The organism is Paraburkholderia caribensis (genome assembly GCF_002902945.1).
Classification (GTDB): Bacteria; Pseudomonadota; Gammaproteobacteria; order Burkholderiales; family Burkholderiaceae; genus Paraburkholderia; species Paraburkholderia caribensis.
In genome coordinates, this window is record NZ_CP026102.1 from 223,281 (window position 1) to 235,563 (window position 12,283).

Annotated in this window: 10 protein-coding genes; 8 read left to right on the top strand and 2 right to left on the bottom strand. The window is 61.5% G+C overall.

The annotated features are described in order from the left end of the window. Positions 1–72: 72 nt before the first annotated feature. Together C2L66_RS17385 and C2L66_RS17390 are read left to right on the top strand one after the other, a co-directional pair. Complete coding sequence (locus tag C2L66_RS17385; protein WP_060604262.1) at positions 73–2,373, top strand: xanthine dehydrogenase family protein molybdopterin-binding subunit; 2,301 nt, start codon at positions 73–75, stop codon at positions 2,371–2,373. Then, positions 2,367–2,828 carry a (2Fe-2S)-binding protein gene (locus C2L66_RS17390; protein WP_054933030.1) on the top strand — a complete coding sequence of 154 codons (462 nt, stop codon included), beginning with the start codon at positions 2,367–2,369 and terminating at the stop codon, positions 2,826–2,828. Before C2L66_RS17385 ends, C2L66_RS17390 begins: the two co-directional genes overlap by 7 nt. A gap of 29 nt (positions 2,829–2,857) precedes the next feature. Here the strand turns inward: C2L66_RS17390 and C2L66_RS17395 are convergent, their stop codons facing one another. Continuing rightward, positions 2,858–3,214 carry a BON domain-containing protein gene (locus C2L66_RS17395; RefSeq protein ID WP_054933029.1) on the bottom strand — a complete coding sequence of 119 codons (357 nt, stop codon included), beginning with the start codon at positions 3,212–3,214 and terminating at the stop codon, positions 2,858–2,860. A gap of 219 nt (positions 3,215–3,433) precedes the next feature. On the opposite strand from C2L66_RS17395, the gene C2L66_RS17400 reads away from it, so the two are divergent. Beyond that, positions 3,434–4,606: a 4-hydroxybenzoate 3-monooxygenase gene (locus tag C2L66_RS17400; RefSeq protein ID WP_060604259.1), complete on the top strand. Its 1,173-nt coding sequence runs from the start codon at positions 3,434–3,436 to the stop codon at positions 4,604–4,606. An 11-nt stretch (positions 4,607–4,617) separates the two neighbouring features. Here C2L66_RS17400 and C2L66_RS17405 read toward each other — a convergent pair whose 3' ends face one another. Further along, positions 4,618–5,511: a helix-turn-helix domain-containing protein gene (locus C2L66_RS17405; RefSeq protein ID WP_060604256.1), complete on the bottom strand. Its 894-nt coding sequence runs from the start codon at positions 5,509–5,511 to the stop codon at positions 4,618–4,620. 145 nt (positions 5,512–5,656) lie between these two features. Between C2L66_RS17405 and C2L66_RS17410 the strand changes: the two genes are divergently transcribed. The 5 genes from C2L66_RS17410 to C2L66_RS17430 all read left to right on the top strand — a co-directional run bounded on the left by C2L66_RS17410 (position 5,657) and on the right by C2L66_RS17430 (position 12,056). After that, positions 5,657–6,487 carry an SDR family NAD(P)-dependent oxidoreductase gene (locus C2L66_RS17410; protein ID WP_060606976.1) on the top strand — a complete coding sequence of 277 codons (831 nt, stop codon included), beginning with the start codon at positions 5,657–5,659 and terminating at the stop codon, positions 6,485–6,487. Positions 6,488–6,520: 33 nt separating this feature from the next. Then, positions 6,521–8,278: an FAD-dependent oxidoreductase gene (locus C2L66_RS17415; RefSeq protein WP_060604253.1), complete on the top strand. Its 1,758-nt coding sequence runs from the start codon at positions 6,521–6,523 to the stop codon at positions 8,276–8,278. Positions 8,279–8,289: 11 nt separating this feature from the next. Beyond that, on the top strand, positions 8,290–8,628 hold the full coding sequence (locus C2L66_RS17420) for an NIPSNAP family protein (RefSeq protein WP_054933025.1): 339 nt from the start codon (positions 8,290–8,292) through the stop codon (positions 8,626–8,628). Between the two features lie 69 nt (positions 8,629–8,697). Continuing rightward, positions 8,698–10,062 (top strand): MFS transporter, encoded by a 1,365-nt coding sequence (locus tag C2L66_RS17425; RefSeq protein ID WP_060604250.1) that lies wholly within the window; start codon positions 8,698–8,700, stop codon positions 10,060–10,062. An 854-nt stretch (positions 10,063–10,916) separates the two neighbouring features. After that, entirely contained in the window at positions 10,917–12,056 is a 1,140-nt protein-coding gene (locus C2L66_RS17430; protein ID WP_060600163.1) for an IS481 family transposase, read from the top strand. Positions 12,057–12,283 lie beyond the last annotated feature (227 nt).

Genomic DNA, 12,283 nt, shown 5'->3' on the forward strand with positions numbered 1-12,283 from the left:
ATGCGCAATTTCAGTCGAGCCGCGGCTGGTGCGTTTTACTGGTGTCCGTGCTGGATTCCTCTGAGAGATGCCATGCTGAAGCGTCGAACCTTCCTGCTGGGCGGCGTGGGCTTAGCCGGCGCGCTGGTGGTCGGATGGTCGGCGCTGCCGCCGCGCCAGCGGCTCGTCGGGTCGGAAGCGTTGCCCGTGCGTCCCGGCGAAGCGGCGCTCAATGGCTACGTGAAGATCGCCGCCGACAACACCATCACGGTCCTCATGTGCAGGACGGAGATGGGGCAGGGCGTGCATACGGGACTCGCGATGCTCGTCGCGGAAGAACTGGACGCGAACTGGGCGGACATCCGCGTCGCCAATGCGCCGCTCGACCAGATCTATAACAACGTCGAAAGCGTGGTCGGCGACTTGCCGTTTCGTCCCGACGACGACAGCGTCGTCAAGGAACTCGCGGTGTGGCTCACGCGCAAGCTTGCACGCGATTTCGGCACCGTGATGACGGGCGGCTCGTCGACCATCAACGATCTCTGGCGGCCGATGCGTGAAGCAGGCGCGTGCGCGCGGACCATGCTGATCGCGGCGGCGGCCGAACGCTGGAGCGTGAAGGCCGCCGATTGCCGCATCGAAAAAGGCATCGTGGTGCACGACGCGGGACATCGCGCATCGTTCGGGCAACTCGCGATGGCGGCCACGCGGCAGCCGCTGCCGCGCAATCCCGCGTTGAAAGATCCCGCCGCGTTTCGACTGATCGGCAAGCCGCTGACACGCATCGAAGCCGCTTCGAAGCTGGACGGCAGCGCGATCTTCGGTATCGACGTCGTGCCGGACGGCCTGCTCTACGCGAGCATCAAGATGTGTCCCACGCCCGGCGGCACGGTGCGGGATTTCGACGGCGCGGCGGCAGCGGCGTTGCCCGGCGTGCGCAAGGTCCTGGCCGTCGATGCGTACAACGGCGGCACGGGCGGCGTGGCGGTGATCGCGGACAACGTCTTCATCGCGATGAACGCACTCGACATGCTGACGATTCACTGGAACGATGGACCGACCAGAGGACTGACCAATGCCGAGGTCGACAGGCGCCTCGTGCAGGCGCTCGACGAAGGCGAAGGCCACGCTTGGTATCGCCATGGCGACGTCGAAGATGCGCTGAACCGTGCCGCGCACACGTTGAAGGCAACGTATCGCGCGCCTTATCTTGCGCACGCGCCGCTGGAGCCCGTCAATTGCACGGCGCAAGTGAAAGACGGCAAGGCGACGGTGTGGGCGGCGACGCAGGTTCCCGCTGTCGCGCGCATGCATGTCGCGCGGCTGCTCGGCATCGGCACGGACGATGTCGATTTGCAGCAGCAGATGCCGGGCGGCGCGTTTGGACGCAGGCTCGAAGTCGACTTCATCGCCCAGTCGGTCGCGATTGCGCGCGAAGCGGGTGGGCGTCCCGTGCAAACGCTCTGGTCGCGTCAGGAGGACATGCAACACGACTTCTATCGCCCCGCGTGCCTGTCGCGCTTCAGGGCGGGACTCGATGCGCAGGGACAGCTGATTGCGTGGCATAACACGTCAGTGAGCCAGTCGGTCGTCGCGACGTGGCTGGCCCGCAACTATCGCATTCCCGATCTCGGCCTCAACCTCGACAAGACCGTTTCCGAAGGCGCATTCGATCAACCTTATGAAATGCCGAATGTGTGGATTGGCCAACGCGTTGTCGAGTTACCGATGCCCGTCGGCTTTTTTCGCTCTGTCGGGCATTCGCATCAGGCGTTCTTTATCGAAAGCTTTATCGACGAACTGGCGGCGTTGGCACGCAAAGACCCTGTCGCATTTCGCGCGAGCCTGCTGAGGCGGCATCCGCGTCATCTCGCCGTGCTGCAGAAAGTGGCCAGCATGTCCGGCTGGCGAGCGCCCGCCGTGTGGTCGGAAAAAGGCGTCAGGCATGCGCGCGGTGTCGCGCTTCATGAAGCATTCGGCAGCGTGGTGGGGCAGGTTGCGGATGTATCGCTCGAAGCGGGCAACACGGTGAAGATCGACCACGTGTATTGCGCGATCGATTGCGGCTTGCCGGTGAATCCGAACCTGATCCGTCAGCAGGTGGAAGGCGCGATCGTGTTCGGGCTTTCCGCTGCGTTCAAGGAAGCCATCACGCTTGCCGATGGCGCAGTCATAGAGGGCCTGTATACCCAGTTCGACGTGGTGCGGATGGACGAGTGCCCCGACATATCCGTCGAGATCATGCCGTCGAAAGACCATCCGCAAGGCGTCGGGGAGTCTGCGGTGCCGCCTGTCGCGCCTGCCGTCGCGAATGCGCTATTCGCGTTGACGGGCACGCGCAGCTACGCATTGCCGCTGAACATGAAGCTGTACTCCAGGGGCGCAACATGCTGAAGCTGAACATCAATGGCAAGACCGTCGAGGTGCACTCCGATCCCGCGACACCGCTGCTTTGGGTCTTGCGCTGCGAACTGAAAATGACGGGGACGAAGTTCGGCTGCGGTGTCGGCGTATGCGGCGCGTGCACCGTGCACGTCGGCAACGAGGCGAAGACCTCGTGTCAGGAAAAGCTCTCGGATATCGGCACCAGCCGCATTACGACGATTGAAGGTCTGCAAGGGACGCAAGCGCGCGCGCTGAAGGAAGCGTGGACGCATGTCGATGTCGTGCAATGCGGCTACTGCCAGAGCGCGCAGTTGATGGCCGCAAGCGCGCTCATACGGCGCAATCCGACGCCGAGCCGGAAGGAAATAGACTGCGCGATGCACGGCATCATATGCCGCTGCGGCACCTATCCGCGCATCAGGCAGGCAATTCTCGAAGCGACGGGGCAAGGCAAACTAACGTGACGCTACCCCGTCCCGCGTTGTCGCAACGGCTAGTTGTTCCCATGCGAGTACAGCGTCAGCTTGTTGCTGACCGACGTAACGCCAGCTACGCCTTTGGCCACTTCCGTTGCCTGCGGAATCTGCGATCCATCGGGGACGCTGCCCGATAACACCACCGCACCGCCGCGCGCTTTGACAAAGACGTTCGATACGTTGAAGCCCGGCGCCTTCGACAACGCCTTGCGCACATCGCGGCCAAGCTTCTTGTCCGCAGGTGTCGCTTTCTTCGACGGTGCTGAAGGCGTGGAGGCCATCGACATCGAATCGCTGGCTTGCGCGTACACGTTCGACGTCAGCGTAACGCAACCGACGACGGCGAGCAGCCTCAGGACGTTGCGGATCTTCATGGTTGCTTCTCCTTGTTTGCTTGTTGGACCGCTCAGTAAAGATAAGCCAACAATCCGCTTCCGCCAAAGCTGCGTTTGCGTTCTCAGGGAAAACCCGCATCCAGCTACTATCGCAAATAGAGATAACGCTTATTCACGCTATCGCGTTGCTCGATAGAGGCGCCGACGGCACACTTTGACCCACATCAAAGACACGCACCACGCATCTAGGAGACACACATGCGTACTCAAGTCGGCATTATCGGCGCCGGTCCTGCCGGACTGCTTCTTTCCCATCTTCTCCATCTGCAAGGTATCGATTCCGTCGTGCTCGAATCGCGCAGCCGCGAGCAGATCGAATCGACGATACGCGCTGGCGTGCTCGAACAGGGGACGATGGATCTGCTCACCGAAACCGGCGTGGGCGAGCGCATGAAAGCAGAAGGTGCGCTGCATCACGGTTTCGAGCTCGCTTTCGAAGGCAAGCGCCGCCGCATCGATCTCACCGACCTCACGGGCAAATCGATCACGGTGTATGCGCAGCACGAAGTCATCAAGGATCTCGTCACGGCGCGGGTGGCGGCGCAAGGCGCGCTGAAATTCGAAGTGTCGGACGTATCGCTGCACGGTACCGACGGCACGGCGCCGAGCATTCGCTATCGCCATCGAGGCGAGGCGCACGAACTGCAATGCGATTTCATCATTGGCTGCGACGGTTCGCAGGGCATTTCGCGCAATGCGATTCCCGAAGCACTGCGCCGCGATTATCAGCGTGTGTATCCGTTTGGCTGGTTCGGCATTCTGGTCGAAGCACCGCCTTCATCGGACGAATTGATCTACGCACGCCATGAGCGCGGCTTTGCACTCGTCAGTACCCGTTCGCCGAATGTGCAGCGCATGTACTTCCAATGCGATCCGAAAGACACTGTCGACAACTGGTCCGATGATCGTATCTGGGCTGAAATGCATGCGCGCGTCGACTCCGACGAAGGCCACCAGGTGGTCGAAGGCAAGATCTTCCAGAAGAACATTGTGGGCATGCGCAGCTTCGTATCGACGACGATGCAGCATGGCCGCCTGTTCCTTGCGGGCGACGCCGCGCATATCGTGCCGCCGACGGGCGCGAAAGGCCTGAATCTGGCCGTCTCCGACGTGCGTATTCTGTCCGACGCATTGCGCGCCTTCTACAAGGAAGACCGCAACGACCTGCTCAATAGCTACAGCGAAACGGCGCTCAAGCGCATCTGGCGCGCAGAACATTTCTCGTACTGGATGACGCGCATGATGCACCGTCTCGACGATGCGTCGCCGTTCGAACAGCAATTGCAGGTCGCGGAACTCGAGCACGTGACGACCTCGCGCAGCGCGGCGATTTCGATGGCCGAGAACTATGTCGGCGCGGTGCCGGTATAAGCGGCTTGCATTCAGTTCAATGACAGATCAGTGTGCGCGGCGGCCTGAAATTCTTTCGGCGTCGCGCCTGTCTGCTTGCGAAAAAAGCGGCTGAAATACGCCGCGTCTTCAAAGCCGAGCGCGTGCGCGATCTGCTTGATCGTCAGGCCCGAATAGACGAGATCGCGCTGTGCTTCGCGTATCAGATGTTCATTCACGAGCGACATCGGCGAATGGCCGAGTTCGTCGCGGCAAATGCGGCTTAGCTGCGCCGTCGTAATGCCGAGCTTTTCCGCGTAGAACTCGACGGTCCGATGCTCGCGGAAATGCGCGGCAACCAGTTCGCGAAAGCGCTTGATCTGGCCGCTTCGACGGTCGGCGACGGCGTTCGTCGCGGGCATTGCCGCCGCGTCGCCCAACCTCGCGACTTGCACGAAAAGTGCAATCATCAACGACATGCCCGCCGCGATATGACCGCGTGCATTGCCGCGGTATTCCTGTTCGAGCAGCGTGAAGAGCGGCATCAATATGTCGTCGCCTGCTGACGCCTTCACGGGAATCACGGCGGCGCGCTGAAAGATGGGCAGCAGACCCGGCGACACCGCTTTCGAAATCGACTCCAGTGCGCGCTGCGCGGCCGTAATCACGAGCCCGTCGATCTCGGGCGAAAACACGAACGCATGCACGGTTTGCGCGGGCAAAACGACGATGCACGGCGGCGCGAGCACATGCTTCTCGCTTTCGATCACGACGTGCCCGCTGCCGCTCCGAATGTATAGAACCTGCAGCAACGCGTCATGCCGATGCGCGGCGATATGCCAGTCGTTGGGCCGGCTGCGCTCGGGAATCCACTCGAAATTGAACGCGTCGAACCACGGCGGCCGCGCGGATTCGCCGTACAAATCGTAGTTAGGGATTTTCCTCATGCTATTTCCTCTGCCGTGTACGGATTGTCCTGCGATGTGCGCTCTTTGTCCAATCTCGCGGGGCGGCGCGTCCCTATACTTTTCTCCATGAAACGAGCGGACTCTCTCGGGGTTCGTCGATAACGATCAGTACATGGAGATTTGGATGACTAAACAAAATGAATCTGAATGGCTCGCTCTGAATGACAAGGTTTGTGTGGTCACGGGCGCGGCGGGCGGCATAGGCAGTGCAATTGCGAAAGTGCTTGGTGAGAGCGGCGCGCGTCTCGCATTGCTGGACCGCGAGGCCGGAAAGTGTGAAGACCTCGCGCAGACACTCGGCGCGAACGGCATCGAAGCGTTTTCATTCGCCTGCGATATCGGCGATGCGAGAAGCGTCGAAGCGGCAGCCGCAAGCGTCGAAGCAAAGCTCGGGGCAGCCGATGTGCTCGTCAACAATGCCGGCCTGTTGCGGCCGGGCGGTATCGAAGACATTGCGCTCGATGCATGGAACGCAATGCTGCAGGTCAATCTCACCGGCTACATGCTGTGCTCGCAGGCATTCGGCCGCGCGATGTTGCGCAAGGGCACGGGCAGCATCGTGCACGTTGCGTCGGTGGCTGCGCATCATCCGCAGACGTGGAGCGGTGCGTATAGCCCCGGCAAGGCGGCCGTCGCGATGCTGTCGAAGCAGATCGCGGCCGAGTGGGGACCGCGTGGCGTGCGCAGCAACGCGGTTTGTCCGGGGATGATCCGCACGCCGTTGTCGGCATCGTTCTACGAGCAAGGCGATGTCGAACAGCGGCGCAGCGCGATGACGGCAAGCCGTCGCATCGGGGAGCCGGTCGATATCGCAGACGTAGTGGCCTTTCTTGCGAGCCCGCGCGCGGGCTATGTGAACGGCACGGAACTCGTGGTCGACGGCGGGCTGGAATGCATGCTGATGGATCTGGTGCCGCGGCCCGGATTTGACGCAAAGGCCAATCCGGCGCGCTAGAGGCCAAAAGACATCTGGCAGGAGACAACCATCATGAATTCCAACACCCATTCGCCCGCGCCGTTGACGTGCGATGTACTCGTCATCGGTTCGGGCGCTGGCGGACTGTCGACGGCGATCACGGCGCGCAAGCACGGCCTCGATGTCGTCGTGATCGAAAAGGAAGCGTACTTTGGCGGCACGACGGCATTTTCGGGCGGCGTGCTGTGGATACCGGGCAACCGGCACGCGCGCGCCAACGGCGTGAGCGATACGCGCGAGGCCGCGAAGACGTACATGCGCAACGAAACAGGCGCGTTCTACGACGGAGCGGCCGTCGATGCATTCCTCGATACCGGCTCGCAGATGCTCGATTTCTTCGAGCGCGAAACGGAAGTCAAGTTCGTCCCGACGCTTTATCCGGACTATCACCCGAATGTGGGAGGTGGAGTCGATATCGGCCGCTCGGTGGTTGCTGCGCCGTTCGACGCGCGCGGGCTTGGCGATGACATTGCGCGCCTGCGCCCTCCGTTAAAGACAATCACGTTCATCGGCATGATGTTCAATTCGTCGAATGCCGATCTCAAGCATTTCTTCAACGCGACGCGTTCCATCAAATCCGCCGCCTATGTGGCGAAGCGTCTGGCGAGCCATCTGAAGGATCTCGCGCTCTACCGGCGCGGCGTGCAGATCACGAGCGGCAATGCGCTTGCGGCGCGGCTCGCTAAAACAGCACTTTCGCTGGGCATTCCGATTCACACGAATACGGCCGCGCAGGAACTCATGGTTTCGGATAAGCGTGTGACGGGTGCAATCGTCAAAGGACCGCAAGGTGAGATGCGTATTGCCGCGCGGCGTGGCGTCGTGCTTGCATGCGGCGGCTTCTCGCACGACGTCGCGCGCATTGCCCAAGCGTACCCGCATGTGAAGCGCGGCGGGGAGCATTGTTCGCCAGTGCCGAAAGGCAACACGGGCGATGGCGCACGCATGGCAGAAAGCGTCGGCGCTCGGGTGCCCATACGTTATCCGCAGCCGGCTGCGTGGATGCCCGTCTCGCGCGTGCCGATGCGCGACGGCACGTTCGGTGTGTTTCCGCATCTTCTGGACCGCTACAAGCCGGGCATTATCGGCGTGACGCGCAAGGGCAAGCGCTTTACGAACGAAGCGAATTCTTATCACGACGTTGGCGCGGCGATGATCGAAGCATGTCGCGACGAAAAAGATACGGCGATGTGGCTGATCTGCGATCACGCGACGATTCGCAAGTACGGGCTCGGTTATGCAAAGCCGGCGCCTGTGCCATTGGGGCCGCTGTTGCGCAATGGCTATCTTGTCAAAGGGCGAACGCTTGCCGAACTCGCGCAACGCGCGGGCATCGACGCCGAGGCGCTCGAAGCCACCGTGCGTATCTACAACGAAGGCGCGACACGCGGTGAAGACCCGGAGTTCGGACGCGGGTCGACATCGTTCAATCGCTATCTCGCCGATCCCGAATGCAAGCCGAATCCATGCGTCGCGCCGATAGCCCGTGGCCCTTACTACGCGCTCAAGGTCGTGATGGGCGACCTGGGAACGTTCGACGGCATCACTACGGCTGTCACGGGGGAAGTGCTGGATGCGCGCGGCGCGGTGATCGACGGGTTGTATGCAGTCGGCAACGACCGAGCCAGCGTGATGGGCGGAAATTATCCAGGCGCGGGCATCACACTCGGCCCGATCATGACGTTCGGCTACATCACGGGGCGGCGCCTTGCGGGAATTTCCGATAACGCGACGAGCGCGCAACAGAGGCGGCAATCCGAAACGGTATAGAGGACAGAACCATGAGTAGCGGCAAACCTTTTATCGACCATCGCATCTACACGATCCGGCCACGCGGCATGGCGGAGTTCATCGAGGTATTCGATCGACTGGCGATGCCCATTCAATTGAAGTACCTCGGCGCGCCAGTCGGATTTTATATGAGCGATATTGGCGCGCTCAACCAGGTCGTGCATTTGTGGGGCTACGAGAGCATTGGCGATTACGACCAGCGCCGCACCGCACGCGACGCAGACCCGGAATGGCCCGCATATTTGCAGGCATCGGCGCATCTGATCGTCGGGCAGGAGAGCAGGATTATCCGGCGCGTCGAATTCAGAACCCTTACCGCGTTGCGCTAACAGAAAAGAACAGGCAGCGACATCACAAACATGCGCGAGAAGCATCGGACGCATTCAAGGAGACACGCAATGCAGCAGCCCAAACACACCGTCGATGTGCAGGACTTTATCGACAGCCAACGCTTTTCGCCTTTTCAATGGACGATACTTGTCCTCTGTTTTCTGGTCGTCGCGGCCGATGGTTTCGACACGGCGGCGGTCGGCTTCATCGCGCCTTCGCTGGTGCAGGACTGGGGCGTTGCGCGCAGCGCGCTAGGACCCGTGATGAGCGCTGCGCTTGTCGGCCTGGGCATAGGCGCATTGGGCGCGGGTCCGCTTGCCGATCGCATCGGACGCAAAACGGTGCTGGTTTTATCGGTGTTTTTCTTTGGCCTATGGAGTCTCGCTGCGGCACGCGCGGATTCGATTGAGTCGTTGACGGCGCTGCGTTTCATGACGGGGCTTGGACTCGGCGCTGCAATGCCCAATGCGGTGACCTTGATGTCCGAATATGCGCCGGCCCGCATTCGCGCCGTTGCCGTGAATGCGATGTTCTGCGGTTTTTCGTGTGGACTTGCGATTGGTGGTGTCGCGTCCGCGTGGCTCATCCCGCATTTCGGTTGGCATAGCGTGCTCGTTGCGGGTGGTGTTGGGCCGATCGTGTTGACGCTCGTGCTCATTATGCTGCTGCCTGAATCTGCGCAGTTCATGGTGACGAGAAGGCGCGGCGACGCGCGCATCGCAAAGGTTCTTTCGCGAATTGCAAAGGATGTGCGCTTCGGTGAATGCCGGTTCGTTACGGGCGAGCCAGTCGCGGAACATCGCGGGTCTGCATTGCGCGTGGTGCTCTCGTCGCGTTTTCGCTTTGGTACGTTGATGTTGTGGCTCGCCTATTTCATGGGGCTGTTGATCTATTACCTGTTGACTAACTGGTTGCCCACGCTGTTTAAGGACACTGGGTTCTCGGGGCAAAATGCAGCGCTGATGACTTCGCTGTTTCCGCTTGGCGGCGTGCTTGGCAATCTGAGTGTCGGGTGGTTGATGGACAGGTTCAGGGCGAATCGTGTGATTGCGTGCACGTATGTCGTGGCGGCTGTGCTTGTCATGCTCGTGGGGCGCGGTCTTGGGCATCAGGTGTGGCTCGGTCTGCTGATTTTTCTGACGGGTACGGTTGTTACGTCGGCTGTTACGTCGATGTCGGCGCTGGCTGCGAGCTTTTATCCGACTCAAGGGCGGGCTACTGGCGTTGCATGGATGCTAGGCGTGGGGCGTATCGGTGGTGTCGCGGGCGCGCTGGTTGGCGCTGCGTTGATGGGGCTGGGTTGGCAGTTTGGTTCGGTGTTTAGCTTGCTTGCGGTGCCCGCGATGATTGCTGCGGTGGGGGTTTTTGCAGTGGCAGCGCGTGTGCGTGAGTCGGGTGTTGGAGCGGTCGAGTTAACGCCAGCGGTGGAGTGACGCAGTTTGGCGTAGTGTTTGTGGTTTTTTCCTGGCTTTCGCGTACTGTTTTCGGTGGCGCGGCCGGTTTGGTTTTTTGCGGTTTGTGCTGGCGTCTGCGAATTGTTTTTTGCTTTCGCGGACATCCGCGCATTGTTAGCGTGGTTTAGGCGTGGCCGGTCGGTGTTTCGGCCTTTGCTTTTCGCTGGCATCCGCGAATTGTTAGCGTGCTTCAGGCGTCGCCCCTGTGCGGGGCGGCACCTACTTTTCTTTGCCGCCGCAAAGAAAAGTAGGCAAAAGAAAGCGGCTCACACCGCCAATTCTTGACGTTTACCCACGGGCCCCCGACGTCCCCACACTTCACGCGGCAGTGCCCTGGTTGGCGCCCGTTGCCAACGCTTCGAACAGGTGCCTCACCCGCTTCGAATACCCGTACCCGGGCAAACGGCAGCGAATGGTATGCGCCGCCCAGGTGGCAAACTGTGTGTAGGTTTTCCCGACGTACACGTTCGCGCTCTTACGGGGTGGAGCGCGTGCTCAATCGGTCTGGAGTGAAGCATGTGGAGCACCGAGGGCCTACACACAGTTTGCCACCTGGGCGGCGGCGAACTGTCTGGCGCGGCATGCTGAAACGCGGGTGCGTGAAGCGGGTGAGGCGCTTAGCAAGAGCGCTGGCAACGAGCAGGAATGATGTGATTGCCGTGTGAAGCGTAAGACCCTTTGGGGGCCCTCAGGCAAGAACATGGGCTGGCGGTGTGAGCCGCTTTCTTTTGCCTACTTTTCTTTGCGGCGGTGTACAGACTGGAGACATCGCTGACAGGTGTACAGGGACATCGTTGACACTTTCGGGTAATCAAACGCCCGGATTTTCAACCATGCCCTGGGATGTAAAAGACATCATGAATCGCCGCGAAGATTTCGTCCGTGAGGCCGCCACACAGGCGCTCGCGTTCAGCGAACTGTGCCGCAAATACACGATCACCCGCCAGACCGGCTACAAGTGGCTGGCCCGTCACAGGGCGGAAGGCATCAAGGGCCTGGCCGACCGCTCCCGCCGCCCGCATCACAGTCCCAAACGCTCAGCGCAGACCATCGAGGCGCGGGTGCTCGAAATGCGCCAGGCGCACGGCTGGGGCGGGCGCAAGATCGCCCAGCGCCTGCGCGATCTGGGCGAAACACAGATTCCCGCGCCCGCCACGATCACTGAGATCCTGCGCCGTCACGGGCTCATCGATGAACAGGCGTCGCGCCAGCGCCAGCACTGGCAGCGCTTCGAGCACGAGTATCCGAACTCGCTGTGGCAGATGGACTTCAAGGGTGACTTCCCGACCCTGGAGAGCGGACGCTGCGCGCCATTGACGGTCATCGATGACCACTCGCGCTACAACGTCGTGCTGAGCGCCTGCTCGCGCACCACCACGCAGGTCGTGCAGGAAGCGCTGGAGCGGGCGTTCCGCTGCTACGGGCTGCCTTCGTGCATCAACACCGACAACGGCGCGCCATGGGGCTCGCCCAGCGCGCCGGGCCAGCTCACCGAGCTCGCGGTCTGGCTGATCCGGCTGGGCATCCATGTGAGCTATAGCCGGCCGTATCACCCGCAGACCAACGGCAAGGATGAACGGTTTCACCGCTCGCTGAAGGCCGAAGTGTTGCAGCGGCATGCGTTCACCACGCACGAGCACGTGCAGCGGGAACTGGATCGCTGGCGGCAGGTGTACAACACCGAGCGTCCGCACGAGGCACTGGGAATGGCGGTGCCGCTCACCCGCTACGCGTGCAGCCTGCGCAGGATGCCTGGGCGGCTGCCAGAGCCCGAATACCGCTGCGGCGACGCGGTTTTACGGGTCAACTCAAGCGGCGTGGTGCGCGTGCGCGGCGAGAAACTGAAGCTCTCGATCGCACTCAAGGGGCTGCAGGTGGCCGCCCGCCCGAGCGAGGACGAAGACGGTGTGATTGACATCTGGTTCGCCCATCAGCGGGTCGCAAAACTTGACCTGAAGGCAGCAAAACCCTGACCATCATGTGTCAGCGATGTCTCTGTACATGTGTCAACCATGTCTCCAGTCTGTACACGGCGGCAAAGAAAAGTAGGTGCCGCCCCGCACAGGGGCGACGCGTGAAGCACGCTAACGCATCGCGGATGCCAGCGAAAGCAAAGGCCGAAACACCGAACGGCGACGCCTGAAGCACGCTAACGCATCGCGGATGCCAGCCCAAAACCCAAAACCCAAAACCCAAAACC

Coding starts and splice junctions, on each gene's coding strand:
- C2L66_RS17385 (WP_060604262.1), top strand. CDS start 73: ATGCTGAAGCGTCGAACCTTCCTGCTGGGCGGCGTGGGCTTAGCCGGC.
- C2L66_RS17390 (WP_054933030.1), top strand. CDS start 2,367: ATGCTGAAGCTGAACATCAATGGCAAGACCGTCGAGGTGCACTCCGAT.
- C2L66_RS17395 (WP_054933029.1), bottom strand. CDS start 3,214: ATGAAGATCCGCAACGTCCTGAGGCTGCTCGCCGTCGTCGGTTGCGTT.
- C2L66_RS17400 (WP_060604259.1), top strand. CDS start 3,434: ATGCGTACTCAAGTCGGCATTATCGGCGCCGGTCCTGCCGGACTGCTT.
- C2L66_RS17405 (WP_060604256.1), bottom strand. CDS start 5,511: ATGAGGAAAATCCCTAACTACGATTTGTACGGCGAATCCGCGCGGCCG.
- C2L66_RS17410 (WP_060606976.1), top strand. CDS start 5,657: ATGACTAAACAAAATGAATCTGAATGGCTCGCTCTGAATGACAAGGTT.
- C2L66_RS17415 (WP_060604253.1), top strand. CDS start 6,521: ATGAATTCCAACACCCATTCGCCCGCGCCGTTGACGTGCGATGTACTC.
- C2L66_RS17420 (WP_054933025.1), top strand. CDS start 8,290: ATGAGTAGCGGCAAACCTTTTATCGACCATCGCATCTACACGATCCGG.
- C2L66_RS17425 (WP_060604250.1), top strand. CDS start 8,698: ATGCAGCAGCCCAAACACACCGTCGATGTGCAGGACTTTATCGACAGC.
- C2L66_RS17430 (WP_060600163.1), top strand. CDS start 10,917: ATGCCCTGGGATGTAAAAGACATCATGAATCGCCGCGAAGATTTCGTC.